The 23,651-nt window shown below is 67.4% G+C and carries 23 protein-coding genes and 1 tRNA gene; 13 read left to right on the top strand and 11 right to left on the bottom strand.

What is annotated here, in order from left to right:
- Window positions 1-12: 12 nt before the first annotated feature.
- Together BSE24067_RS09720 and BSE24067_RS09715 are read right to left on the bottom strand one after the other, a co-directional pair.
- Window positions 13-906 (bottom strand): LysR family transcriptional regulator, encoded by an 894-nt coding sequence (locus tag BSE24067_RS09720; protein ID WP_151067246.1) that lies wholly within the window; start codon window positions 904-906, stop codon window positions 13-15.
- A 34-nt stretch (window positions 907-940) separates the two neighbouring features.
- Window positions 941-1,324 carry a hypothetical protein gene (locus BSE24067_RS09715; protein WP_151067245.1) on the bottom strand — a complete coding sequence of 128 codons (384 nt, stop codon included), beginning with the start codon at window positions 1,322-1,324 and terminating at the stop codon, window positions 941-943.
- 172 nt (window positions 1,325-1,496) lie between these two features.
- Between BSE24067_RS09715 and BSE24067_RS09710 the strand changes: the two genes are divergently transcribed.
- Window positions 1,497-1,781, top strand: a complete 285-nt coding sequence (locus tag BSE24067_RS09710; protein ID WP_151067244.1) for a PAAR domain-containing protein — start codon at window positions 1,497-1,499, stop codon at window positions 1,779-1,781.
- A 41-nt stretch (window positions 1,782-1,822) separates the two neighbouring features.
- Here BSE24067_RS09710 and BSE24067_RS09705 read toward each other — a convergent pair whose 3' ends face one another.
- Both BSE24067_RS09705 and BSE24067_RS09700 read right to left on the bottom strand, forming a co-directional pair.
- Window positions 1,823-2,134 (bottom strand): cupin domain-containing protein, encoded by a 312-nt coding sequence (locus tag BSE24067_RS09705; RefSeq protein WP_151067243.1) that lies wholly within the window; start codon window positions 2,132-2,134, stop codon window positions 1,823-1,825.
- A gap of 93 nt (window positions 2,135-2,227) precedes the next feature.
- A complete protein-coding gene (locus BSE24067_RS09700) occupies window positions 2,228-2,911 on the bottom strand; it encodes a DJ-1/PfpI family protein (protein ID WP_151067242.1) in 684 nt (227 codons plus the stop codon).
- Between the two features lie 117 nt (window positions 2,912-3,028).
- On the opposite strand from BSE24067_RS09700, the gene BSE24067_RS09695 reads away from it, so the two are divergent.
- Together BSE24067_RS09695 and BSE24067_RS09690 are read left to right on the top strand one after the other, a co-directional pair.
- Window positions 3,029-3,997: a GlxA family transcriptional regulator gene (locus BSE24067_RS09695; RefSeq protein WP_151067241.1), complete on the top strand. Its 969-nt coding sequence runs from the start codon at window positions 3,029-3,031 to the stop codon at window positions 3,995-3,997.
- 178 nt (window positions 3,998-4,175) lie between these two features.
- Complete coding sequence (locus BSE24067_RS09690) at window positions 4,176-5,153, top strand: LysR family transcriptional regulator (RefSeq protein WP_151067240.1); 978 nt, start codon at window positions 4,176-4,178, stop codon at window positions 5,151-5,153.
- A gap of 110 nt (window positions 5,154-5,263) precedes the next feature.
- Here BSE24067_RS09690 and BSE24067_RS09685 read toward each other — a convergent pair.
- From BSE24067_RS09685 to BSE24067_RS09670, 4 genes are all read right to left on the bottom strand, one after another.
- Window positions 5,264-5,340 (bottom strand) — tRNA-Met (locus BSE24067_RS09685).
- Window positions 5,341-5,469: 129 nt separating this feature from the next.
- Window positions 5,470-7,128 carry an MFS transporter gene (locus BSE24067_RS09680; RefSeq protein ID WP_151067239.1) on the bottom strand — a complete coding sequence of 553 codons (1,659 nt, stop codon included), beginning with the start codon at window positions 7,126-7,128 and terminating at the stop codon, window positions 5,470-5,472.
- 242 nt (window positions 7,129-7,370) lie between these two features.
- Window positions 7,371-8,924, bottom strand: a complete 1,554-nt coding sequence (locus BSE24067_RS09675) for a sensor histidine kinase (protein WP_151067238.1) — start codon at window positions 8,922-8,924, stop codon at window positions 7,371-7,373.
- A gap of 17 nt (window positions 8,925-8,941) precedes the next feature.
- A complete protein-coding gene (locus BSE24067_RS09670; RefSeq protein WP_151067237.1) occupies window positions 8,942-9,673 on the bottom strand; it encodes a response regulator transcription factor in 732 nt (243 codons plus the stop codon).
- 191 nt (window positions 9,674-9,864) lie between these two features.
- Here BSE24067_RS09670 and recA point away from each other — a divergent pair, with 191 nt between their 5' ends.
- The 9 genes from recA to BSE24067_RS09625 all read left to right on the top strand — a co-directional run bounded on the left by recA (window position 9,865) and on the right by BSE24067_RS09625 (window position 19,012).
- Window positions 9,865-10,935, top strand: coding sequence for a recombinase RecA (gene recA, locus BSE24067_RS09665; RefSeq protein ID WP_151067236.1), 1,071 nt, complete (start codon window positions 9,865-9,867; stop codon window positions 10,933-10,935).
- A complete protein-coding gene (recX, locus tag BSE24067_RS09660) occupies window positions 10,935-11,804 on the top strand; it encodes a recombination regulator RecX (protein ID WP_151067254.1) in 870 nt (289 codons plus the stop codon). Before recA ends, recX begins: the two co-directional genes overlap by 1 nt.
- A 147-nt stretch (window positions 11,805-11,951) precedes the next feature.
- Window positions 11,952-12,560 carry a DUF2889 domain-containing protein gene (locus BSE24067_RS09655; RefSeq protein WP_151067253.1) on the top strand — a complete coding sequence of 203 codons (609 nt, stop codon included), beginning with the start codon at window positions 11,952-11,954 and terminating at the stop codon, window positions 12,558-12,560.
- A 68-nt stretch (window positions 12,561-12,628) separates the two neighbouring features.
- Complete coding sequence (gene sucC / locus BSE24067_RS09650; RefSeq protein ID WP_151067235.1) at window positions 12,629-13,795, top strand: ADP-forming succinate--CoA ligase subunit beta; 1,167 nt, start codon at window positions 12,629-12,631, stop codon at window positions 13,793-13,795.
- Window positions 13,796-13,864: 69 nt separating this feature from the next.
- Entirely contained in the window at window positions 13,865-14,746 is an 882-nt protein-coding gene (gene sucD / locus BSE24067_RS09645) for a succinate--CoA ligase subunit alpha (RefSeq protein ID WP_006477916.1), read from the top strand.
- Between the two features lie 156 nt (window positions 14,747-14,902).
- Complete coding sequence (locus BSE24067_RS09640) at window positions 14,903-15,607, top strand: TerC family protein (RefSeq protein ID WP_151067234.1); 705 nt, start codon at window positions 14,903-14,905, stop codon at window positions 15,605-15,607.
- Window positions 15,608-15,704: 97 nt separating this feature from the next.
- A complete protein-coding gene (locus BSE24067_RS09635) occupies window positions 15,705-16,301 on the top strand; it encodes a pilin (protein ID WP_151067233.1) in 597 nt (198 codons plus the stop codon).
- A gap of 165 nt (window positions 16,302-16,466) precedes the next feature.
- Window positions 16,467-18,245, top strand: a complete 1,779-nt coding sequence (locus BSE24067_RS09630) for a PglL family O-oligosaccharyltransferase (protein ID WP_151068641.1) — start codon at window positions 16,467-16,469, stop codon at window positions 18,243-18,245.
- Window positions 18,246-18,661: 416 nt separating this feature from the next.
- Window positions 18,662-19,012 carry a TonB family protein gene (locus BSE24067_RS09625; protein WP_151068642.1) on the top strand — a complete coding sequence of 117 codons (351 nt, stop codon included), beginning with the start codon at window positions 18,662-18,664 and terminating at the stop codon, window positions 19,010-19,012.
- 101 nt (window positions 19,013-19,113) lie between these two features.
- Here BSE24067_RS09625 and BSE24067_RS09620 read toward each other — a convergent pair whose 3' ends face one another.
- The 3 genes from BSE24067_RS09620 to moaC all read right to left on the bottom strand — a co-directional run bounded on the left by BSE24067_RS09620 (window position 19,114) and on the right by moaC (window position 21,697).
- Entirely contained in the window at window positions 19,114-20,322 is a 1,209-nt protein-coding gene (locus BSE24067_RS09620) for a hypothetical protein (protein ID WP_151068643.1), read from the bottom strand.
- 355 nt (window positions 20,323-20,677) lie between these two features.
- Window positions 20,678-21,094: a hypothetical protein gene (locus BSE24067_RS09615; protein WP_420883506.1), complete on the bottom strand. Its 417-nt coding sequence runs from the start codon at window positions 21,092-21,094 to the stop codon at window positions 20,678-20,680.
- Between the two features lie 114 nt (window positions 21,095-21,208).
- Window positions 21,209-21,697 carry a cyclic pyranopterin monophosphate synthase MoaC gene (gene moaC, locus BSE24067_RS09610; RefSeq protein ID WP_151068644.1) on the bottom strand — a complete coding sequence of 163 codons (489 nt, stop codon included), beginning with the start codon at window positions 21,695-21,697 and terminating at the stop codon, window positions 21,209-21,211.
- 241 nt (window positions 21,698-21,938) lie between these two features.
- Here moaC and BSE24067_RS09605 point away from each other — a divergent pair, with 241 nt between their 5' ends.
- Window positions 21,939-23,639, top strand: a complete 1,701-nt coding sequence (locus BSE24067_RS09605) for a M48 family metalloprotease (protein WP_174904735.1) — start codon at window positions 21,939-21,941, stop codon at window positions 23,637-23,639.
- Window positions 23,640-23,651: the final 12 nt, after the last annotated feature.

Genomic DNA, 23,651 nt, shown 5'->3' with positions numbered 1-23,651 from the left:
GCGCGGGCTCCGTCATTCACCCGATGAAAAATGATCGATCAGATGGTCGACGAAGAGCCGCGCCTTGCGCGGGAAATGACGCCGGCTCGGATACGCGATGTTCATCTCGAGCGCCTCCAGCCGGTAGCCGGGCAGCAGTGCGGCGAGGCGGCCGTCGGCGACGTCGCGCTCGACGAGGAAGGCGGGCAGCACCGCGATGCCCATGCCCGCGACCGCCCAGTTCCGGATCAGCCCGATGTTGTTCGACGATGCGGACTTGTTCGGCCGCACGGTCACGCGCGTCTGGTCGTGATCGAACGATACGTATTCGCCCGCGAAATCGGCATGGAATGCCAGACAGGCGTGTGATGCGAGGTCGTGCGGATGGGCCGGCGCGCCATGCCGTTCGACATATTGCGGCGCCGCGCAGACGATCCGCTCGAGCAGCATGAGCGGCCGTTTCACCAGCGTGTTGTTGCTGATGTGCTGCGACAGCAGCAGGCCGACGTCGAAGCCCTCCGACACGAGATCGACGTGCCGGTCGACGATCGTGACTTCCGGCACGATCGCCGGATGACGCGTCTTGAATGCATCGATCGCCGGCGCGAGCACGTGCATGCCGAACATCACCGGCGCGGCGATCTTCAACGACCCGATCGGCTCGTGATGCATCGACGCGATCGTTTCCTCGACGCGGTCGATCTCGTCGATCACGTGACGGATCTGCGCGAGATACAGATGGCCGGCGTCGGTCAGCGACAGGCTGCGCGTCGTGCGGTTCAGCAGCCGCGCGCCGAGCCGGTCCTCTATGCCCATCACGAGGCGCGTGGCCGACGAATTCGAAATGTTCAGTTCGGTCGCCGCGCGTGCGAAGCTGCGGAGTTCAGCGACCTTGACAAATAACCGCATCGGTAGAAGTTCGTCCATTTTTATCGATAAACAGAAAGTGTTTATTTAAATTCTATTCATCGATTTGGAAAGTTTGAACGACTCGTTTCGGTGAATGATTTTTATGAAAATGCGTGTTGATGGCCGCGGCGGGCCGTTTCAGAATGGCGGATTCGCGAATGTTGGCGCCGGCCGGTTCGACGTCCGGGGTGGGCGGATATAAATCCGTATCGGTTAATTCGTAGTTAGTAATTGTACGAAAATATTCGGTAATTTCGAGATAAAAATCGTTGCGGTTACTTGGGTGATTTGATTCGAATGGGACGCGCCGCCATCGATACCGCGAGCGTCGCCGAATCGTGCGGTGCGCTGCGCCGACGAAGCAGCGCATCCGGCGGGCGCGACTTCGGCGCTGTCGGTGCGCCGGTGCGCTGGTGCGCTCGCGAACGGCCGGCAATTTGAAACGCCGATCGGCGTGCCCTACACGTTGCGACGTTCTGATCCGAACGGCGGCGGATCGTCCGCACGATGATATCCTCGCGACACGCCCGCGACCGACGGGCGGATACCGACTGCCCGCGCGCGGCCCGACGCCGTGCTGCGCGGTGTTTCCGAGGGAGAGCCGAACCATGAGCCGCAAGTTCATTCTGAAGGGCGACACGACCGACCACGGCGGCGTCGTGCTCGACGGGATCGCCCATTCGTCGTTCGACGGCCGCGAACTCGCGTATCTCGGCGCACCGGTGTTCTGCGCCGCGTGCAAGACGCAGGGCGTGATCGTGTCCGACGGCGGCGAGCGGACGATGACCGTGATGGGCAAGGTCGTCGCGCTCGAACACGACCTGTGCCAGTGCCTGTGTACGCCGCAGCCGAAACTGATTCCGTCGCAGGGGACGGGCGCCATCTCCGGCTGAAGCCTGCCCGACGGACGACGCGCGGCGCGGCGCTTCGTCCGTCAGGCGCTGCCTTCGGTCTCGATCACGAGAATGCGCGCTTCGCCGAGCGGATGCGCAACGTGTTCCGTGCCGGCCGTCGCGTGGAATACGTCGCCCGTTTTGAGCACCGTCGCGTGCTCGACGCCCGCTTCCCGGTAGCGCATCTCGACGCGGCCGTCGAGCACCGCGAAAACTTCTTCTCCGTCGTTCATGTGCCAGCGGTAAGGCTGATCGGTCCAGTGCAGGCGGACCGTGATGCCGTTCAGGTTCGCGATGTCCAGCGCGCCCCACGCGCGAGGTGCGGTGAATCTGGTGCTGCGGATGATGTTCATCGATCGGTACGTGAGCGTGAATACGTCGAAGGCAGGCGGGCGGCGCGGTCTTGCTTTCGGCGAGCCCGCCCCGCCGGTTCGCCCATGCGGGGATCAGCGCGCCGTTGCGCGCAACGCCGCGTCGATCGTCTGCCTGCGCTTCTCGAGTCCGGCCGCCGAGCGCTCGGTCACGCGCTTCAGGACCGACGCCGGCGCGGTATCCGGCGAGCCTGCATCGAACGGCGGCGCGGGCGCGTATTCCAGCTGCAGCTGGATCGCCTGCGCTTCTTCGTCGCCGACGAGCTCGGCGGCGATCGTCAATGCGAAGTCGATGCCGGCCGTCACGCCGCCGCCGGTGATCAGGTTGCCGTCGCGTACCACGCGTTCGCGCACCGGGACTGCACCGAGCGGTTCGAGCAGCGAATGAAACGCCCAGTGCGTCGTCGCGCGGCGCCCGCGCAACAGCCCGGCCACGCCGAGCAGCAGAGCACCCGTGCAGACCGACGTCACGTAGCGCGCGGCAGCCGCGCGCTGCTGCACGAACGCGATCGTCTCGGCATCGAGCAGCAGCTCGTTGATCCCGATCCCGCCGGGCACGCAGATCACGTCGAGCGGCGGGCAGTCGTCGAACGTGCAGGTCGGCGCGAGCGCGAGGCCGCTGCTCGACGCGACGGAGTCGCGCGATTTCCAGATCAGATGAACCGCCGCGCCGGGCAGCGACGCGAGCACGTCGTGCGGGCCGGTGAGATCGAGTTGCTGGACGCCCGGAAACACGAGAAGGCCGATATGCAGAGTCATGCGAACACTCCGAAGGGAAGGGGGACGCGCCGTGGCCGGCGCACGATGGACAGATCGATTCTAGGCGCGTAGTGTTTGGCGAAATTGCCATATCGCCCACGATTTCAGCCAACCGCCATGTCCGCCGCGCCACGCTCGATCCTGATCCTCGCGTTCCCCCGTGCGCAGTTGCTCGACGTCACCGGGCCGCTGCAGGTGTTCGCATCCGTCAACGAGCTCGCGCAGGAGCGCGGTCAGCCGGCGCCGTATGCGCCGCGCGTCGTGGCCGCCGAGGCTGGGCCGATCGAGACGTCGTCCGGCCTCGTCGTGATGGCCGATTCGCTGCGCTCCGCCGGGCGGCCGGACACGGTCATCGTCGCGGGCGGCAAGGGCGTGCATGCCGCTTCGAAGGATGCGCGGATGGTCCGCTGGGTGCGGCAGCAGGCGCAGCGCGCGCGACGCATCGCGTCGGTCTGCACCGGCGCGTTCCTGCTTGCCGAGGCCGGCCTGCTCGACGGTCGGCGCGCGGTCACGCACTGGGCGCGCTGCGGCGAGTTCGCGGCGCGCTATCCGAACGTGCGCGTCGAGCCCGATCCGATCTTCATCCGCGAAGGGGCGTTGTGGACGTCGGCCGGCGTGACGGCCGGCATCGATCTCGCGCTCGCGCTGGTCGAAGAGGATCTCGGGCGCGCGGTCGCGCTCGACGCCGCGCGCGAACTCGTCGTGTTTCTGAAACGGCCTGGCGGCCAGGCGCAGTTCAGCACGATGCTGTCGATGCAGCGCACCGACGACCGCTTCGGCGAACTGCATGCGTGGATCGCCGAGCACCTGAGCGCCGACCTGTCGGTGCCCGCGCTCGCCGAGCGCGTCAGCATGAGCGAGCGCAGTTTCGTGCGCCACTATCGCGCGCAGACCGGCCGCACGCCCGCGCGCGCGGTCGAACAGATTCGCGTGGAGGCCGCGCAGCGCCTGCTCGGCGAAACCGCGTGGCCGGTCAAGCGGATCGCCACGCGGTGCGGCTTCGGTTCCGAAGAAACGTTGCGGCGCAGCTTCGTGCGCGTGCTCGGCGTGTCGCCGCAGGGCTATCGCGAGCGGTTCGTGCGGTAGCGCGGCGTCGGATGGCAGCCCGCGCGGAGCGGCCATCGCGCCCAGCTGCACGAAAACGGATCACTTTCGACTCCGGCGTGCCGCCACTATTCAGAAGTTGGGAACAATAGGCGGGGGCTTGTGCCGTGTGCGCTGCGCGCTCTATCCTGTCCTGTTGGCGATTCGAAGGGGGCGCAGCATGGACCGCATCCAGGCAATGGAAGTTTTCACCCGCGTGGTGGACGCGAACAGCTTTACGCGCGCGGCCGACACGCTCGCGATGCCGCGCGCATCGGTCACGACGATCATCCAGAATCTCGAGGCGCTGCTCGGCGTGCGCCTGATGCACCGGACGACGCGCCGGCTGTCGCTGACGCCGGAGGGCGCCGCGTACTACGAGCATTGCATGAAGATCATCTCGGAGATCGCGGAAGTCGATTCGAGTTTCCAGACCGGCAATCGCAAGCCGAGCGGCGTGCTGCGCGTGCACATGCCGAGCTCGCTCGGGCGGCGCGTGGTGTTGCCGTCGCTGTCGATTTTCCGGCAGCGCTATCCGGACATCACGCTCGACCTCGGTCTGTCGGACCGTTACGTGGATCCGGTCGAGGAGGGCATCGACTGCATGATCCGGGTCGGGCCGCTCGAGGATTCGTCGATGGTCGCGCGGCGGATCGGGATGCTCAAGCGCGTGACGTGCGCGTCGCCGGACTACCTGGCGCGCCACGGCGAGCCGCAGGAGATTGCCGATCTGGCCGATCATCATGCGGTGAATTTCCGCGCGAGCCACGGCGCGCGCGCGATTCCGTGGGTGTTCATGATCGACGGCAAGCCGGTCGAGGTGCGGATGAACGGCACCGTGACCGTCAACGATTCGGACGCGTACGTGACGTGCGGGCTCGAAGGGTTCGGGATGATCCAGCCGACGCTGTTCATGGTGCTGCCGCATCTGCGCGACGGCTCGCTCGTCGAGGTGCTGCCCGACTGCAATCCGAAGCCCAAGCCGATCTCGATCGTGTATCCGCACAACCGGCACCTGTCGCAGAAGGTGCGCGTGTTCGCGGACTGGATGGCGGAGTTGTTCGAGTCGACGCCGGCGCTGGAGGGCGGGGAGAACTGGCGCGGGAAGGAGGCGCGGGCGGAGGCGCCGGATGTGCAGCGCCGGGCGGTGGTGGCGTAGTCGTGGCGCGCGCGCCGGGCCCGGACGAGTCACGGCGCACGGCACCACGTGCGTCGGACGAAGCAATGAAAAAAGCCGCTGATCCTTTCGGAACAGCGGCTTTTCGCATTTGGTGGCGAATCAGGGACTCGAACCCCGGACCTGCGGATTATGATTCCGTCGCTCTAACCGACTGAGCTAATTCGCCGAAGACTTGAATTATGTCGATCTGCCGCCTGGCTGTCAACACCTTTTTCGATCTTTCCTGAAAATAGTTGTCTGCAGCCGGTTCGGGCCAGGCTAGCGGGTGGGAGCCCGCCAGCCGGCCTCGACGACGTCAATCCTGCGCGTAGATGTTTGAGTCCTTCGTCTCCTTGACGAACAGCAGACCGATCACGAACGTGATCAGCGCGATCACGATCGGATACCAGAGCCCCGAATAGATGTTGCCCTTCGCCGCGACGATCGCGAACGCGGTCGCCGGCAGGAAGCCGCCGAACCAGCCGTTGCCGATGTGATATGGCAGCGACATCGACGTGTAGCGGATTCGAGTCGGGAACATCTCGACCAGCATCGCGGCGATCGGGCCGTAGACCATCGTCACGTAGATCACGAGGATCGTCAGGATCACGATCGTCATCGGCCAGTTCAGCTGCGCCGGATCGGCCTTGGCCGGGTAGCCTGCCGCCTTCAGCGTCGACGCGAGCGTCTTGTCGAACGCCGCGCCCTGCGCCTTCGCATCGGCCGCCTTGCCGTCATAGGCCTGGATCACCGTGTCGCCCACCTTGATCTGGGCGGTCGTGCCGGCGGGCGCCGCGACGTTCTCGTAGTTCAGGCCGGCCTTCGCGAGCGCGCTCTTCACGATGTCGCACGAGCTCGTGAACTTCGACGTGCCGACCGGGTTGAACTGGAACGAGCAGGTGGCCGGATCGGCGACGACCGAAATCGGCGCCTTCTGCGTCGCGAGTTCGAGCTGCGGGTTCGCGTAGTGGGTGAGCGCCTTGAACAGCGGGAAGTACGTGAGCGCCGCGATCAGGCAGCCGGCCAGGATGATCGGCTTGCGGCCGATCTTGTCCGACAGCGAGCCGAAGAACAGGAAGAACGGCGTGCCGATCAGCAGCGCGATCGCGATCAGGATGTTCGCGCTCGCACCGTCGACCTTCAGCGTCTGCGTGAGGAAGAACAGCGCGTAGAACTGGCCCGTGTACCACACGACGGCCTGGCCGGCGGTCAGGCCGACGAGCGCGAGGATCACGATCTTCAGGTTCTTCCACTGGCCGAACGCTTCGGTCAGCGGCGCCTTCGACGTCTTGCCTTCGGCCTTGATGCGCAGGAACACCGGCGATTCGTTCAGTTGCAGGCGGATCCACACCGACACCGCGAGCAGCAGGATCGACGCGACGAACGGCACGCGCCAGCCCCAGCTGCCGAACGCTTCCTCGCCGATGAACGTGCGCACGCCGAGGATCACGAGCAACGACAGGAACAGGCCGAGCGTCGCGGTCGTCTGGATCCACGCGGTGTAGAAGCCGCGCCGGTTGGCCGGCGCATGCTCGGCGACGTAGGTCGCCGCGCCGCCGTACTCGCCGCCGAGCGCGAGGCCCTGCAGCAGCCGCATCGCGATGAAGATCACCGGCGCGGCGATGCCGATCGACGCGTAGCCCGGCAGGAAGCCGACCACGAACGTCGACACGCCCATGATCACGATCGTCACGAGGAACGTGTGCTTGCGGCCGACGAGGTCGCCGAGCCGGCCGAACACAATCGCGCCGAACGGACGCACGGCGAAGCCGGCCGCGAAGCCGAGCAGCGTGAAGATGAACGCGGCGGTCGGATTGACGCCGGAGAAGAAGCTCTTGCTGATGTAGGCCGCGAGCGAGCCGGCCAGGTAAAAGTCGTACCACTCGAACACGGTGCCGAGCGACGACGCGAAGATCACTTTCTTCTCTTCGCTCGTCATCGGCGAGTGCGAAATTTGCCCGCCTAACGTTGCCATGAATCGTCTCCAAGTCCCTTGATATAAATGTGCGGCCGCCTTGGGTGGGCGGGCCTGTCGACGATTATTGGCACGGAAACTTACGGCGCACTGACTCGCGCGGACAAAACGAATGCGCGTTAACCCGCGAAGAATCGGCTTCTTGCGCTTCGATCGCGTGCCGATCGTGCTGCCAACGGGCGGTAAAGCGCCGGTTCGAACGCGATCGCGCCGCGCCGCGCGGCAGGGGCGCGACGCGTGTATCAGGATTGATCCGGCATGTCTTCCGACAACGGCAGGCTGATGCGCACGAGCGTGCCGGCGAGGCGCGGCGCATGCTGATAGACGTGATCGTCGAGCGTCAGCGTGCCGCCGTGCTGCGTGGCGATCTCGCGCACGATTGCGAGCCCGAGGCCGCTGCCGTCGCCTTCGCGGCCGAGGATGCGGTAGAAGCGCTCGACCACGCGCTCGCGTTCGGCGGCCGGGATGCCGGGCCCGGTGTCCTCGACTTCCAGATGCACGCGCCGCGCCGCGGGCTCGGCCCGCACGCGCACGGTGATGCGGCCGCCGTCGGGCGTGTAGCGGATCGCGTTGTCGACCAGATTGCCGAGCATCTCGCGCAGCATCACCGGATTGCCGTCGACGGCGAGCGGCGCGTCGTCGTCCGGGCCTTCGTAACCGAGGTCCATGCGTTTCGCGAGCGCGGCCTGCACCCAGTCGCGCACCGTGCGCCGCGCGAGCGAACCGATCTCGACCGGCTCGAACGTGAGCCCGCTCGCGCGGTTCTCGGCGCGCGCGAGCGCGAGCAGTTGCGTGACGAGCCGGGCGGCTTGCTCGGAGCTCGTCGCGATCTGCTCGAGCGAGCGCTGCACGTCGGGCGGCACGGGGTGGCGCAGCGCGAACTCGGCCTGCGTGCGCAGCCCCGCGAGCGGCGTCTTCATCTGGTGCGCGGCATCGGCGATGAAGCGTTTCTGCAGCGCCATGTTCTGCTCGAGGCGCGCGAGCAGGTCGTTGAACGACGTGACGAGCGGCTCGATCTCGGGCGGTGCGCGCTGCGCCTCGACGGGCGACAGATCGTCGGGCCGCCGCGCGCGAATGTGCGCCTGCAGCGCATTGAGCGGCGCGAGCCCGCGCGACAGGCCGAACCAGACGAGCAGGATCGCGAGCGGCAGGATCACGAACTGCGGCAGGATCACGCCCTTGATGATGTCGTTCGCGAGCGCGTTGCGCTTGTCGAGCGTCTCGCCGACCTGCACGAGCACGGGCTGCGCGCCGTTCGACTGCGGCAGCTCGACGGTCGTATACGCGACGCGCACGTCGTTGCCGCGCAGGAGATCGTCGCGGAACACGACGACGCCCGGCGGCGGGCGGTCCTCGTCGCGCGGCAGCGGCATGTCGGCCTCGCCCGCGACCAGCTCGCCGCGCGTGCCGAGCACCTGGAAGTACACGCTGTCGACGTTGTCCGCGCGCAGGAAGTCGCGCGTTTGCTGCGGCAGCGTCAATTCGGCGACGCCGTTGACGGGATGAATCTGCCGCGCGAGCACGTACGCGTTGGTCTCGAGCGCGCGGTCGAACGGACCGTTCGCGATCGTCTTCGCGACCAGATAGGTGACGGCGATGCTCATCGGCCACAGCAGCAGCAGCGGCGCGAGCATCCAGTCGAGGATCTCGCCGAACAGCGAGCGCGGACGGGCCGCCTCGGGCGCGTCGGTTTCGTCGGGCGGCGCGAACGGGTTCGCGTAGCGCGCGTCGCGCACCGCGTCGGCGGCGGACGGCTGTTCGCCGGTCGAATGGCGGGAATGGGCCGGCGTGGCCATCGCGGCAACGGCCGGGGTCAGCGCAGCGGCGTGCCGGCTGCCGCGGGTTGGGCCGGTGCGGCCGGATCGGCCGGCGCCGCGGGCGCGACTTTCTCGAGGCAATAGCCGAGGCCGCGCACGGTGGAAATCCGCACGCCGCTCGGCTCGATCTTCTTGCGCAGCCGGTGTACGTACACCTCGATCGCGTTGTTGCTGACTTCCTCGCCCCATTCGCACAGATGGTCGACGAGCTGCTCTTTCGACACGAGCCGGCCGATGCGCTGCAGCAGCACTTCGAGCAGCCCGAGCTCGCGCGCGGACAGATCGAGCACGCGCTCGTTCGCATACGCGATGCGGCCGACCTGGTCGAACGCGAGCGAGCCGTGCCGCACGACGGTCGGGCCGCCGCCCGCGCCGCGCCGCGTGAGCGCGCGCACGCGCGCCTCGAGCTCGTTGAGCGCGAACGGCTTGGCCATGTAGTCGTCCGCGCCGAGGTCGAGCCCCTTCACGCGCTCGTCGACGCTGTCGGCGGCGGTCAGGATCAGCACGGGGAGATTGGAATTGCGCGCGCGCAGGCGCTTGAGCACGTCGAGCCCGGACATCTTGGGCAGCCCGAGATCGAGGATCAGCAGGTCGAAGGTTTGCATCGACAGCGCGGTATCGGCCTCGACGCCGCTCTTCACGTGGTCGACCGCATAGCCCGATTGGCGGAGTGACCGGGTGAGGCCGTCCGCGAGTATGCTGTCGTCTTCGGCGATGAGAATTCGCATGTTGCTGACCGGTGGCCGCGGCGGGCGTGCGCGCCGGCGCGGCTGTCTCCGAAGTTATCCGTGTACAACGCAGCCTGCATTGCGGGCTTGCATAAAACACTGTTTTTTTATACAGTGTCTGCATTCGTGGGCGGCGCTTGAAAGCGGGCGCGCCTCTAACAGACGCTGCTCATCATAGCAAAGGACGATTCATGGAAGATAGCAAGAAGGGCTCCGGGATGACCGCCGAGAAGAGCAAGGCGCTGGCGGCCGCACTCGCGCAGATCGAGAAGCAGTTCGGCAAAGGGTCGATCATGCGGATGGGCGACGGCGAAGCGAAGGAAGACATCCAGGTCGTCTCCACGGGCTCGCTGGGCCTCGATATCGCGCTCGGCGTCGGCGGCCTGCCGCGCGGCCGGGTGGTCGAGATCTACGGTCCGGAATCGTCCGGTAAAACGACGCTCACGCTGCAGGTCATTGCGGAGCTGCAGAAGCTGGGCGGCACGGCAGCGTTCATCGACGCCGAGCACGCGCTCGACGTTCAATATGCGGCAAAGCTCGGCGTGAACGTGCCGGAGCTGCTGATCTCGCAGCCGGACACCGGCGAGCAGGCGCTCGAAATCACCGACGCGCTGGTGCGCTCGGGCTCGATCGACATGATCGTCATCGACTCGGTCGCGGCGCTCGTGCCGAAGGCCGAAATCGAAGGCGAGATGGGCGATTCGCTGCCGGGCCTGCAGGCTCGCCTGATGTCGCAGGCGCTGCGCAAGCTGACGGGCACGATCAAGCGCACGAACTGCCTCGTGATCTTCATCAACCAGATCCGGATGAAGATCGGCGTGATGTTCGGCAACCCGGAAACCACGACGGGCGGCAACGCGCTCAAGTTCTACTCGTCGGTGCGTCTGGATATCCGCCGGATCGGCTCGATCAAGAAGAACGACGAGGTGATCGGCAACGAAACCCGCGTGAAGGTCGTGAAGAACAAGGTGTCGCCGCCGTTCCGCGAAGCGATCTTCGACATCCTGTATGGCGAAGGCATTTCGCGTCAGGGCGAGATCATCGACCTCGGCGTGCAGGCGAAGATCGTCGACAAGGCAGGCGCCTGGTACAGCTACAACGGCGAGAAGATCGGTCAGGGCAAGGACAACGCGCGTGAGTTCCTGCGCGAGAATCCGGAAATCGCGCGCGAGATCGAGAACCGCATTCGCGAGTCGCTCGGCGTCGTAGCGATGCCCGACGGCGTGGTCGACGAAGCCGAGGCGATGGACGAAGAAGAATGATGGTCGGGCGCCGAGGTCAGGCTGGCGAACCGGAGTCGAGCGACGCGCCCGAAACGGCGGGGCGCTCGGCCCGGCGAGCCGAATCCTCGGGTGCCGACCGGCGGCGCGCGGGCAGTCATGCCGCGCACCGCACCGCGACGAGGGCATCTGACGATGCCCTCGTTTCGTTTGAGATCACTGCTCCGGTCGATCCGTTCGACGACGACGAGTCGTTCGACGCGCACGACCGATCGCACCGTCGCGTGTCCGGCGTCAGCTTCCCCGCTGAGCGTATCGCCGATGCGGCGGCTCCGGCGACGGAAGACGTCTATACGCGCAGCAGCCAGCATCCGCGCCGCACGCGCCGAGCGTCCGGCGATGCTGCCGGCGCGGCGTCCGGCGACGAGTCCGGTGCGACCGGGCGCAAATCGTCGAAACCCCCGCGCTCCCTTAAGGGCCGCGCGCTCGGCTATCTGTCCCGGCGCGAATACAGTCGCGCGGAACTCGCGCGCAAGCTCGCGCCGTACGTCGGCGAGGACGAATCCGTCGAACCCGTGCTCGACGCGCTGGAGCAGGAAGGCTGGCTGTCCGACGCCCGTTTTGCCGAGAGTCTCGTGCATCGCCGCGCATCGCGCGTCGGCGTCGCGCGCATCGTCAGCGAACTGAAGCGCCATGCGGTCGGCGACAGTCTCGTCGACGAAGTGAATGCGCAATTGCGCGAGACCGAGTTCACGCGCGCGCAGGCCGTGTGGCGCAAGAAATTCGGTGCGCTGCCGCAAACGCCGGCCGAGCGCGCGAAGCAGGCGCGCTTCCTTGCCGCGCGCGGCTTCTCGAGCGCGACCATCGTGAAGTTGCTGAAGGTCGGCGACGATTTTCCGCTCGACGACTGACCGGTCCCGGTCGCGCGCGTGGCGCGCGATTTTGCTGCAATGCAACCGTTTCCGGACAGGCGGGAATACCCGCCGTCGGGGCCGAATGCCTCAAATACCCAATATGCTAAAATCCACGGGTTTTCCTCTTCGGCCTCAACCTCCAGCATGCCGCTATCCGAGCCCGTGCCCCGTCAGTTGCGACATCGACGCGCAATCCGAGCGGAAGCCTACGAGCGCGGCGACGGCTTGTGGGACATCGAAGCCTGCCTGACCGACCACAAGCCGCGCGACGTCGCGCTTGCGTCGGGCATCCGGCCCCAGGGCCTGCCGATCCATGAACTCTGGCTGCGCGTGACTATCGATCGTGACCTCAATGTCGTCGACGCCGAAGCGTCGTCGGAATGGGTTCCCTATCCCGGTCACTGTCAATCCGCCACTCCTGCCTATCGGGCCCTCATCGGGCTCAATCTCTTCCGCAATTTCCGCCGCAACGCGAACCGGCTGCTCGCCGGCGTCGCAGGCTGTTCCCATCTCACCGAACTGTGCGCCGTGCTGCCGACGGCCGCGATCCAGGCGTTCGCCGGTGACGTGTGGAATGTGCGCGAGGAGGGCGGCGAAGGTCCGGACCATGACGGCGTGCACGCCGAACCGCCTTTCCAGCTCGGCCGCTGCCGGGCGCTGCGGTTCGACGGCGAGGTCGTGCGGCAGTACTACCCGCGGTGGTATGGCCCGATCCAGCCGGATCTGCCCGGTGAAGGCAGCACGAAGGAATGAACGGAAATCATTCGAAGAAGCGTCTTAAGCGATTTTTCATCCAACTCTCAGACTGAAGGGAATCACGCATGAAGATTCACGAGTACCAGGGTAAGGAAATCCTGCGGAAATTCGGAGTCGCGGTACCGCGCGGCAAGCCGGCGTTCTCGGTTGACGAGGCCGTCAAGGTGGCGGAAGAGCTTGGCGGCCCGGTATGGGTCGTGAAGGCTCAGATTCACGCGGGCGGCCGTGGCAAGGGCGGCGGCGTGAAGGTGGCGAAGTCGATCGAGCAGGTGCGCGAATACGCGAGCCAGATCCTCGGCATGCAGCTCGTCACGCACCAGACCGGTCCGGAAGGCCAGAAGGTTAACCGTCTGATGATCGAAGAAGGCGCCGACATCAAGCAGGAACTGTATGTGAGCCTCGTCGTCGATCGCGTGTCGCAGAAGATCGTGCTGATGGGTTCGAGCGAAGGCGGCATGGACATCGAAGAAGTCGCCGAAAAGCACCCGGAACTGATCCACAAGGTCATCGTCGAGCCGTCGACGGGCCTGCTCGACGCGCAGGCGGACGACCTCGCCGCGAAGATCGGCGTGCCGGCTGCTTCGATTCCGCAAGCGCGCGCGATCCTGCAAGGCCTGTACAAGGCGTTCTGGGAAACCGACGCATCGCTGGCCGAAATCAACCCGCTGAACGTGTCCGGCGACGGCAAGGTCATCGCACTCGACGCGAAGTTCAACTTCGACTCGAACGCGCTGTTCCGTCACCCGGAAATCGTCGCGTACCGCGATCTGGACGAAGAAGATCCGGCTGAAATCGAAGCGTCGAAGTTCGACCTCGCGTACATCTCGCTCGACGGCAACATCGGCTGTCTCGTGAACGGCGCAGGCCTCGCGATGGCGACGATGGACACCATCAAGCTGTTCGGCGGCGAGCCGGCGAACTTCCTGGACGTCGGCGGTGGCGCGACCACCGAGAAGGTCACGGAAGCGTTCAAGCTGATGCTGAAGAACCCGGGCCTGAAGGCGATTCTCGTGAACATCTTCGGCGGCATCATGCGCTGCGACGTGATCGCGGAAGGCGTGATCGCCGGTTCGAAGGCCGTGAACCTGAACGTGCCGCTCGTCGTGCGCATGAAGGGCACGAACGAGGACCTCGGCAAGAAGATGCTGGCCGATTCCGGCCTGCCGATCATCTCGGCGGACAGCATGGAAGAAGCCGCGCAGAAGGTCGTCGCGGCTGCCGCAGGCAAGTAAGCACGCGCTAATGAACACGTATGGCGGCGCGGTTTGCACGCGACGCCAATCGAACAGAGGTCAAAATACATGTCGATTCTGATCAACAAGGACACGAAGGTCATCACGCAGGGCATTACCGGCAAGACCGGTCAGTTCCACACGCGCGCCTGCCGTGAATACGCAAACGGCCGCGAGGCATTCGTCGCGGGCGTGAACCCGAAGAAGGCCGGTGAAGACTTCGAAGGCATTCCGATCTACGCGAGCGTCAAGGAAGCGAAGGCCGAAACCGGCGCGACCGTGTCGGTCATCTACGTTCCGCCGGCAGGCGCCGCGGCCGCGATCTGGGAAGCGGTCGAAGCCGACCTCGATCTCGCGATCTGCATCACGGAAGGCATCCCGGTCCGCGACATGATCGAAGTGAAGGACCGCATGCGTCGCGAAGGCCGCAAGACGCTGCTGCTCGGGCCGAACTGCCCGGGCACGATCACGCCGGACGAGCTGAAGATCGGCATCATGCCGGGTCACATCCACCGCAAGGGCCGCATCGGCGTCGTGTCGCGTTCGGGCACGCTGACGTATGAAGCCGTTGCGCAGCTGACGGCGCTGGGCCTCGGCCAGTCGTCGGCAGTCGGCATCGGCGGCGACCCGATCAACGGTCTGAAGCACATCGACGTGATGAAGATGTTCAACGACGATCCGGATACGGATGCGGTCGTGATGATCGGTGAAATCGGCGGTCCGGACGAAGCCAACGCGGCCGAGTGGATCAAGGACAACATGAAGAAGCCGGTCGTCGGCTTCATCGCTGGCGTCACGGCGCCTCCGGGCAAGCGCATGGGCCACGCCGGCGCGCTGATCTCGGGCGGTGCGGACACGGCCGAAGCGAAGCTGGAAATCATGGAAGCGTGCGGCATCACCGTCACGCGCAACCCGTCGGAAATGGGCCGTCTGCTGAAGAAGGCGCTGTAATTTCCCCGCGGTTCGTCCTGCAAAAAACGCCGGCTCTGCCGGCGTTTTTTGTTATGCTCGCGCAATGAATTTGTAAGCACCGGCCATGCGCGACGCATGCGCCGGCGACGAAGCGGGCCGCCCGCCAGACTTCCGTTCCTCCATCCGATACCACTCATGCTTGAATTCCTGACGTCGCTGCACTGGGGCGCCGTATTCCAGATCGTCATCATCGACATCCTGCTCGGCGGCGACAACGCGGTCGTGATCGCGCTCGCGTGCCGCAACCTGCCGGCCAACCAGCGGCTGCGCGGCGTCGTATGGGGCACCGCCGGCGCGATCCTGCTGCGCGTCGCGCTGATCGCGTTCGCGGTCGTGCTGCTCGACGTGCCGTTCCTGAAGTTCGGCGGCGGCCTGCTGCTGCTGTGGATCGGCATCAAGCTGATGGCGCCGGACGCCGATGCGCACGACAACGTGAAGCCGGCCGACCGGCTGTGGGATGCCGTGAAGACGATCGTGATCGCCGACGCGGTGATGAGCCTCGACAACGTGATCGCGATCGCCGGCGCGGCCGAGCAGGCCGATCCGTCGCACCGGCTGGCGCTCGTGATCTTCGGGCTCGTCGTGAGCGTGCCGATCATCGTGTGGGGCAGCACGCTGGTGCTGAAGCTGCTCGACCGGTTCCCGATCGTCGTCGCGCTCGGCGCGGGGCTGCTCGGCTGGATCGCGGGCGGGCTGATGGTGCACGACCCGGTCGGCGATCGCTGGCCGGTGCTCGATACGCCGGCTGCCGTCTACGGCGCGAGCATCGCCGGCGCGCTGTTCGTCGTCGCGGCCGGTTATGCGCTGCGTCGCCGCCGCGCCGTCCCGCACGCGCATTGATGTTGGCCGTCCGGCCGACTGCCGGGTTCGAGGCCTGCTGGCTACGATCGAAACGCCTGCCTGATTCGGCAGGCGTTTTTCGTTTCCGGAGCCAGTCATGTTCGAAGCTTTTTCCCTTTCCCTGTTTCGTCGCATCGCCGCCGGTCTGCGGCACGCGCGCCGGCCGGCGCGGCGCTTGCGGCCGGCCGGCTTCACGCTGATCGAGCTGATGATCGTGCTCGCGATCGTCGGCGTGATCGCGGCGTACGCGATTCCCGCTTATCAGGATTACCTCGCGCGGTCGCGCGTCGGCGAGGGGCTCGCGCTCGCATCGTCCGCACGGCTCGCGGTCGCCGACAACGCCGCGAGCGGCGCGGGGCTCGACGGCGGCTACAGCCCGCCGGCCGGCACCCGCAACGTCGAATCCGTCGCGATCGACGGCGACACCGGCCAGATCACGGTGACGTTCACCGCACGCGTCGCCGCGGCGGGCGCGAACACGCTCGTGCTGGTGCCGTCCGCGCCGGACAAGGCCGACGCGCCGACCGCGCGCGTGCCGCTCAAAAAGGGCGCGATGCAGGCCGGTGCGATCGCGTGGGAATGTTTTGCCTCCGGCAAGACCGCGTCGTCGCTGCCGGCGCCCGGAGCAGGCCCGTTGCCGACGGAGGCCGCGACGTTGCCCGCGAAATATGCGCCGGCGGAATGCCGCGCGTAGGATCGGCGGCGGGCAGCCGGTGCCGCGCGGTGCGCGCGAGGCGGCTCATGCGGCTCGGCGCGCCGCTCGCGCGGGGCCGGCCGCGTCGCGAGGCGGCACGACGGCGGCCGCACAGAGCGGGGAAAGTTTTGTATAGTGCGCCGGTTGCTGACATCCGGTTCGCTCATGCCTTCTACTTTTTCCCGCTCGTTGCCGCTCGTTGCGCTGGCTGTCGCCCTGATCGTGCCGTATGCGATCACGAATCACACGTATCCGATCCCGACCTTCTATTCCGAATTTGCCGCGCTGGTGCTGTACCTGCTGGTGGGGCTTTCCGTCGTGCTGCTCGCGCGCACGGGCCGCCCGGCGCAGCCGTTCGCCGCGCCGGCCGCGTTCGTCGCACCGCTCGGGTTCGCCGCGGTGCTGATCGCGCAGGTCGTGCTGATGCCGCTGAAGGTGCCGTCGATGAACTGGCTCGCGGTCGGCTATCTGGCCGCTGCGCTGGTCGCGATGCAGGCCGGCTATACGCTGGCGCGCGAAGGGCTCGTCGAAGCTGCCGCGCGGATGATGGCCGGCGCGCTGCTCGTCGGCGGGGTGTTCGCGGTCGCGAGCCAGGTCGTCCAGCTGTTCCATCTCGAGTCCGCGGTGTCGCCGTTCGTCGTCGTGTACAACATCACGGTCGATCGCCGCCCGTACGGCAACATGGCGCAGGCGAACCACCTGGCGAGCTATATCGCGTTCGCGCTCGCGGGCGCGTTGTATCTGGTGCAGACACGCCGCCTCGCGGTGTGGGCATGGCTCGCGCTGTCGATCGTGCTGTCGGCCGGCCTCGCGCTGACTGTGTCGCGCGGCCCGTGGCTGCAGGTCGCGGTGATGGTGGTCGCGGGCTTCTGGATGGCATGGCTGGAGTCGCGCCGCGCGCCAGGCAATCGCCGTGCATGGCTGATTCCGGTCGTGCTCGCCGTGGTGTTCGTCGCGGTCAACGTCGCGGTGCGCTGGGCCAACGTGCATTTCCATCTCGGCCTCGCGGAGTCGGCGGCCGAGCGAATGCGCGACGCAGGGCAGATCGCACCGCGCCTAGCGCTGTGGAAGTACGGGCTCGCGATGTTCCGCGAGCATCCGCTGCTCGGCGTCGGCTGGGGCGAGTTTCCGTCGCACCAGTTCGCGCTGGCGCGCGCGCTCGGCGGGGTGGAGATAGCGAACAACTCGCACGACATCTTCATCGACCTGCTCGCGAAGTCCGGCATCGTGGGCCTCGGCGTGCTCGTCGTCGCGCTCGTGACGTGGTTCGTGCGCGCCGTGCGTGCGCCGCAGTCGAGCACGCGCGTGTTCGGCTTCGCGCTGATCGGCATCCTGCTGATGCATGCGCTCGTCGAATATCCGCAGCAATACATGTTCTTCCTGCTGCCGGCGATGTTCGTGATCGGCCTGCTCGACGTGAAGCCGCTGCGCATCCTGCCGGGCCGCGCGGCGTTCGGGCTGTTCGCGGTGCTGTCGGTCGGCGGCGTGCTGGCGGCGGTGCCGGTGCTGCGCGACTACCAGCGCGCGGAAGTGCTGTATTACGGCAGCGATCCGGCCGCGCAGTACCGCGATGCGCCGTCGCTGCTGTTCGGCGCATGGGGCGATTACGGTGCGGCGACGCTGCTGACGATTTCGCCGGACAACCTGCCGCTCAAGCTTGCCGCGCACGAGCGCGCGATCGCGCTGCTGCCCGGCGAGACGGTGCTGCGCCGTTATGCGGCGCTGCAGGCGCTGGCCGGCCGCGAAGCCGACGCGCTCGACACGGTCGCGCGGCTGCACGTGTTCGCGAAGGAGTTGAAGGACTGGCCGCAGCAGCTCGCGTCGTTGTACAAGCTGTGCGACCAGCAGCCGGCGCTGAAGTCGTTCAAGGCGGCGGTCGTCGCAAAGTACGGCGAAGTCCCGGCCGATGCGGACGACGACGACTCGGAAGACGATTCGGAGTAGTGCGGTGCGGCGCCGGGCGGGGAATTCCGGCGCGGGTTGTCGCGTGTCGAAGCGGGGGAACGGTGGCTCCTTTGACGGAGCGGCGATTGTTTCCCGTTGAGAACGGGTAGCGGCGGAATCCGGCGCGATGCGCGTCAACCATTGTCAAATCGCGGCCACGGGAACGGCGGCGCGTGCACAATGCGCGAAAGCGTTCGCATACCCGGACGGCGTGCTCGGCCCAAGCTAACGCAGCGGCCGCAGATCCGGGGATCCGCCAAGCAGGATCGCGGCCGATGCAGTCATTGGCCGCGCGGCCGTAACGGGGCGCCGGTCCGATGGCCGCGGCGCGGGGCGAGGCAAGCGGTGCGGCGAATCACGTCACGTCCGCCAGCGTGGCGCTCGCCCGCAACAGTACTGAAGAACGACATTCGACCATGGCCCTTCGCTCCACACTCGTGATCCTGCCCGCCGCCGCCGTGCTGTTTTCCGGCTGCGCGATGCTGTCGTCGTCGCAGGAAAGCAGGCTGACCTGCCACATTCCGCGCGCAGTTTACCCGGATAGCGCGAAGCCGCTCACGCGTCCGGTCACCGTGCTCGTGCGCGCGTTGATGACGACTTCCGGCGAAGCACAGAACGTGACCGTGACGACGAGCAGCCGCAACGCGGCGGCGGACCGCGCGGCCATCGACGCGATGACGCATGCGACCTGCACGCAGACCGGCGCGACCGCGAATCCGTTCCTGCTCACGCAACCGTTCGTGTTCGAGCCGCGGCGCGCCGAATGACGGCGCGGCCGGTGCGGTGATCGCGCCATGACGCGCCGCGCGCGTCGTCGTTGGTCGTCCGGTGCGCTTTCACCGCCGCGCCGCGCGGTTGCCGTTGCCGTTCAATGCCGCGGCATCAGATCCGCGCCGCGACACGCGGGCTCGGACGCATTGCGTAGCGCGAGCATCGTGAAGCCGCTGCGCTCCTGGCGGATCAGCGCGTAGCGACGCGCGACCGTTTCCCCTCCCTTGCCCGTCAGGTCGAGTTCGACCTGGAAGCGATCCTTGCTGTCGGAACAGCCGCGTACCGGGCCGTATGCGAAGCCGATATCGGGCGCCTTGCTTTCCGCGTTGAACGCTTGCCGGGCTTTCAGTGCTGGCGCGGCGGCCGCAGGTTCGCTCCATTCGCGTGCGAGCGCGTCGTCCGCCTTCAGCCATTCGTCGACGAAATCGCGTCCGTTGGCTGCCGCCGGCTGCACGCGTTGCACGGTGTCGCCGTCGACGCGATAGCGGAAGATACCCGGCCGCGTCATCACGTCGCCGTCGAGCGAGCCGACCGTCGTGCGCAACTCGAAGCCGTCGGCGCGCACCTTGAAGCGGATCGCATCGTCGTCGATCACGTAGCCGTGCGCGGTGTGGAACAGCGTGCGTTGCGCGGCCGATCCGTTGGCCGGCGCGATCACGTCCGCGCCGAACCGGCTCCAGCGCGACGAGCACCACGGCGTGCCATGGACGACCGCCACCTGTCCGCCGGGCAACGCGCCGAACCAGAAGCCGCCGCCGTATGCGCCGCCGATGTCCGTGTAGTCGTCGGCCTGCCAGCGCAGTACGCGCCGCCAGCCGCCGTTTTCCCACGCGTACGCGGTGAGCACGTTGTCGTCGCCGCATGCGATGTCGAAGCCGGCGCGTACGAACAGCAGCGGGCGGGACGTGCCGTCGCGCGTGACGTCGACGTCCGGGTTGCGGCCGAACGCCGATTCGCCGGGTTTCGGCTGGGACGGTTGGACCGGTTGGGCGGGGACGCCGAGCGTTGCCGCGAGCGTGCGCTTCAGTGCGGCCGGTTCGACGTGTTCGTCGCTGCACGCGAGGCGCGCGTCGATCGCGCGCACGAGTGCTTGCTTGTAGGCGCGAAGCGCCTCGCGCAAAGGCGGCGAAACGTCGACGGTGCCGCCGCCGTCTCCTTGCGGGTTCGGGACGCGTTGCACGCGGTGTTGCGCGTCGAGCGCGGCGCGTGCGGCGGTGTCGGCGGCGGGGCAGGGGCTGCCGGCGAAGGCTGCCGGCGATGTGGCAACGCACAGCGCGAGTGCGGCGCGACGCAGTGATTTATTCATCGGATCGAGTCTTTCGTCGTAGCAAGAGGATGGGCCGGTTGCGCATGGAGCTGGCTGAAGTCAATGGAGAGGCACGGCGCAGGTCCTGCCGCGGGTGCGTCCGATTCTGCGGACGCGGCCACGGCAAATGCATCTGGCGGCGATCAGAATGGCGATCGGTGGAACAGGAGCGCATCCCGCGATCAAGAGCCATCGTTTGCCTTTTCGCATGTCGCTTCACCAGCAGCCTGCCGGGTGCCTTGCCGACCGGGCGCCCGATATGACGCATCATGAAGTCGCCGTGGCACGACCCGTCGGAATCGGTGCTTTCCGTGTTGACCGGGTTTTCGCGCCAATGCAGCCGTCATGTGCGCGATCAGAAAGTCCGCTTCTTCAGCGTATAGGGGTGCAGCCAGTACAGCGTGTTGGTCTGCGCGTCGAAGTAGCCGCCTTGTGCAACCTTGTCGGCGGTGTGATCCCACGACTTGCCGGCATCGGTGCTGGTGAACGTGAGGTCGATCGGCGCACCGCCGCGGCTGCCCGAGTTCGGCTCGGTGGCGTAGACGAGCAGGAGGCCGTTACGACCGACGCTCAGGCTGTCGAGCCTCGGCGTCTCGTCGAATGTGCGCAGTTGGCGCACGGACTCGGGATGGTCGTTGGTCCACGTGGAAATCGCGCCCACCCGGCGGCCGTTGTCGCGACTCGCGCCGTTTTGCGGCTTGTCGAGACGTGACAGGCGCTCGTGCTGAACCGGTCCGGCCAGCAGCGCGCTTCTTGACGCTTGCGAATTCATCCCGAGGGCTCACTGTTTTATTTGTGCTGGTCGCACGCTCTCTCGTGCGGAATCCGGCAATTGTATGAGATAAGCCGCTTTATCCCGAATTTACGGGCGGCAGCCGCCGGCTGCTCACCCCGCCGCATCCTCCGCCTTCCAGTCCCCTGATTTCCCGCCGCGCTTCTCCCTGACGCTCACATCGGTGATCACCATTCCCCGATCCACCGCCTTGCACATGTCGTACACGGTCAGCAGCCCGACCTGCACGGCCGTCAGCGCTTCCATCTCGACGCCGGTTCGCCCGAACGTCTCGACCTGCGCGATGCAGCGCACGCCCGGCAGCGCGTCGTCGAGCTCGAAGTCGACGGCCACGCGCGTCAGCGCGAGCGGATGACACAGCGGAATGAGATCGGCGGTGCGCTTCGCGCCCTGAATGGCGGCAATGCGCGCGACGCCGAGCACGTCGCCTTTCTTCGCCTTGCCGTCGCGGATCAGCGCGAACGTCGCGGGCAGCATCCGGATCGTGCCGCGCGCGATCGCGATGCGTTGCGTTTCCTGCTTGCCGCCGACGTCGACCATGTGCGCGTGGCCGGCGGCGTCGAAATGAGTCAGTCCTGACATGTCTTGCTCCGATCTCGGGTTTCGCGGCCGGACGATCCGCCGCATCCGGCGCCGGGCCGCAAACATCTGCAACGTTTCAACGGGCGCCTATCATAGCAGCGGCGGGTGCGGCGCCAGGTGCGCAGATCGTACGTTCGTCGCACCGGACAGCCGGGACCGCACCGGTACAATGACCCGAATATTCAGACCAAACGCCGCGATGCGCGCCCGGCGCGCGGGACGGCGTCGCTTTCAACCTGCCATGCGTGTCAAACAGTTGCTTGCCGTGTTGCTGTCGGCCGCGCTCGCGGTGCCGCCGAGCGGCTACGCCCAGCGTGCGTCGGCGCTGCCGCTCGAGCCGGCAGGCGGCGCTTCACCGTCGCTTTCGACGGTGCCGGCCGGCATCGCGACCGGCGTATTCGGCACCTACGGCGGCGCCGAAAGCCGCTTTTCGGGCGACGGTGCCGGCGGCGCGTCCGCGCCCGTCGCGAATCTGCGCGCCCCGCTGCGTGCGCTGGAGCTCCCCGATCTCGGCGACGGCTCCGGCGGTTCGCTCACGCCGCAGGCGGAGCGCCGTCTCGGCGAGCGCGTGATGCGCGAAGTGCGGCGCGACCCCGACTACCTCGACGACTGGCTGGTGCGCGACTACCTGAACGCGATGGCCGCGCGGCTCGCGGCCGCGGCCGCGGCGCGCTACATCGGCGGCTACACGCCCGACTTCGATCTGTTCCCGGTGCGCGATCCGCAGATCAACGCGTTCTCGATGCCGGGCGGCTTCATCGGGATCAACAGCGGGCTGGTCGTCACGACGCAGACGGAATCGGAACTCGCATCGGTGGTCGGCCACGAGATGGGGCACGTGCTGCAGCGGCACATCGCGCGGATGATCGGCGCGAACGAAAAGACGGGCTACACCGCGCTCGCGACGATGCTGCTCGGCGTACTGGCCGGCGTGCTCGCGCGCAGCGGCGACCTGGGCAGCGCGATCGCGATGGGCGGGCAGGCGTACGCGGTCGACAACCAGCTGCGCTTCTCGCGCTCGGCCGAACGCGAGGCCGATCGCGTCGGGTTCCAGCTGCTCGCGGGCGCCGGCTACGATCCGTACGGCATGCCCGGCTTCTTCGAACGACTGGACCGCGCGTCGATGGGCGACGCGGGCGTGCCGGCCTATGCGCGCACGCACCCGCTCACCGGCGAACGGATCGCCGACATGGAGGATCGCGCGCGCCGCGCGCCGTACCGGCAGCCGCGCCAGTCGGCCGAATACGGCTTCGTGCGCGCACGGTTGCGCATCCTGCAGAACCGCGCGCCGAACGACATCGCGGCCGAGGCGCGCCGGATGCAGCTCGAGATCGACGATCGCACCGCGCCGAACGTTGCGGCGAACGACTACGGGATCGCGCTGGCGAACATGCTGCTCGGCCAGTACGACGCCGCCGACCACGCGCTCGCGTCGGCCCGCGCGGCGTTCGACGCACGCGAGCGGCGCGCCGACGATCCGGCCACGAGTTCGCCGAGCCTCGACGTGCTGGCCGCGGACATCGCCCGCCGCGCCGGCCGGGCCGACGACGCGGTGCGGCTCGCGGCGCTCGCGCAGCAGCGCTGGCCGGCGTCGCATGCAGCGATCGTCGCGCACCTGCAGGCGCTGCTCGCCGCCCGCCGCTTCGCCGACGCGCAGGCGCTCGCGCGCACGCAGGCGACCGCAGACCCCGAGCAGCCGGACTGGTGGGACTACCTCGCGAAGGCGAGCGACGGCCGGGGCGACGTGCTGGCGCGGCGCCGTGCGCTCGCGGAAAAGCTGGCGCTCGACGGCGCGTGGCCGTCGGCGATTCGCCAGCTCAAGGAGGCGCGTGACGCGAAGGACGTGTCGTTCTACGACCAGTCGATCATCGGCGCGCGGCTGCTGGAATTCGAGGCGCGCTACAAGGAAGAGCGCGAGGACGAGAAGAACGGCCGCGGATGACGGCCGTCAGGG

It is taken from the genome of Burkholderia latens, from assembly GCF_902499045.1.
Classification (GTDB): domain Bacteria; phylum Pseudomonadota; class Gammaproteobacteria; order Burkholderiales; family Burkholderiaceae; genus Burkholderia; species Burkholderia latens.
Note: the sequence above shows the minus strand (reverse complement) of the source record. Positions and strands in the feature narration are given on the sequence as shown.

Excerpts from the sequence above, each read along its gene's own strand:
- BSE24067_RS09720 (WP_151067246.1), bottom strand. The coding sequence starts at position 906 with ATGGACGAACTTCTACCGATGCGGTTATTTGTCAAGGTCGCTGAACTC.
- BSE24067_RS09710 (WP_151067244.1), top strand. The coding sequence starts at position 1,497 with ATGAGCCGCAAGTTCATTCTGAAGGGCGACACGACCGACCACGGCGGC.
- BSE24067_RS09705 (WP_151067243.1), bottom strand. The coding sequence starts at position 2,134 with ATGAACATCATCCGCAGCACCAGATTCACCGCACCTCGCGCGTGGGGC.
- BSE24067_RS09700 (WP_151067242.1), bottom strand. The coding sequence starts at position 2,911 with ATGACTCTGCATATCGGCCTTCTCGTGTTTCCGGGCGTCCAGCAACTC.
- BSE24067_RS09695 (WP_151067241.1), top strand. The coding sequence starts at position 3,029 with ATGTCCGCCGCGCCACGCTCGATCCTGATCCTCGCGTTCCCCCGTGCG.
- BSE24067_RS09690 (WP_151067240.1), top strand. The coding sequence starts at position 4,176 with ATGGACCGCATCCAGGCAATGGAAGTTTTCACCCGCGTGGTGGACGCG.
- BSE24067_RS09680 (WP_151067239.1), bottom strand. The coding sequence starts at position 7,128 with ATGGCAACGTTAGGCGGGCAAATTTCGCACTCGCCGATGACGAGCGAA.
- BSE24067_RS09675 (WP_151067238.1), bottom strand. The coding sequence starts at position 8,924 with ATGGCCACGCCGGCCCATTCCCGCCATTCGACCGGCGAACAGCCGTCC.
- BSE24067_RS09670 (WP_151067237.1), bottom strand. The coding sequence starts at position 9,673 with ATGCGAATTCTCATCGCCGAAGACGACAGCATACTCGCGGACGGCCTC.
- recA (WP_151067236.1), top strand. The coding sequence starts at position 9,865 with ATGGAAGATAGCAAGAAGGGCTCCGGGATGACCGCCGAGAAGAGCAAG.
- recX (WP_151067254.1), top strand. The coding sequence starts at position 10,935 with ATGGTCGGGCGCCGAGGTCAGGCTGGCGAACCGGAGTCGAGCGACGCG.
- BSE24067_RS09655 (WP_151067253.1), top strand. The coding sequence starts at position 11,952 with ATGCCGCTATCCGAGCCCGTGCCCCGTCAGTTGCGACATCGACGCGCA.
- sucC (WP_151067235.1), top strand. The coding sequence starts at position 12,629 with ATGAAGATTCACGAGTACCAGGGTAAGGAAATCCTGCGGAAATTCGGA.
- sucD (WP_006477916.1), top strand. The coding sequence starts at position 13,865 with ATGTCGATTCTGATCAACAAGGACACGAAGGTCATCACGCAGGGCATT.
- BSE24067_RS09640 (WP_151067234.1), top strand. The coding sequence starts at position 14,903 with ATGCTTGAATTCCTGACGTCGCTGCACTGGGGCGCCGTATTCCAGATC.
- BSE24067_RS09635 (WP_151067233.1), top strand. The coding sequence starts at position 15,705 with ATGTTCGAAGCTTTTTCCCTTTCCCTGTTTCGTCGCATCGCCGCCGGT.
- BSE24067_RS09630 (WP_151068641.1), top strand. The coding sequence starts at position 16,467 with ATGCCTTCTACTTTTTCCCGCTCGTTGCCGCTCGTTGCGCTGGCTGTC.
- BSE24067_RS09625 (WP_151068642.1), top strand. The coding sequence starts at position 18,662 with ATGGCCCTTCGCTCCACACTCGTGATCCTGCCCGCCGCCGCCGTGCTG.
- BSE24067_RS09620 (WP_151068643.1), bottom strand. The coding sequence starts at position 20,322 with ATGAATAAATCACTGCGTCGCGCCGCACTCGCGCTGTGCGTTGCCACA.
- BSE24067_RS09615 (WP_420883506.1), bottom strand. The coding sequence starts at position 21,094 with ATGAATTCGCAAGCGTCAAGAAGCGCGCTGCTGGCCGGACCGGTTCAG.
- moaC (WP_151068644.1), bottom strand. The coding sequence starts at position 21,697 with ATGTCAGGACTGACTCATTTCGACGCCGCCGGCCACGCGCACATGGTC.
- BSE24067_RS09605 (WP_174904735.1), top strand. The coding sequence starts at position 21,939 with ATGCGTGTCAAACAGTTGCTTGCCGTGTTGCTGTCGGCCGCGCTCGCG.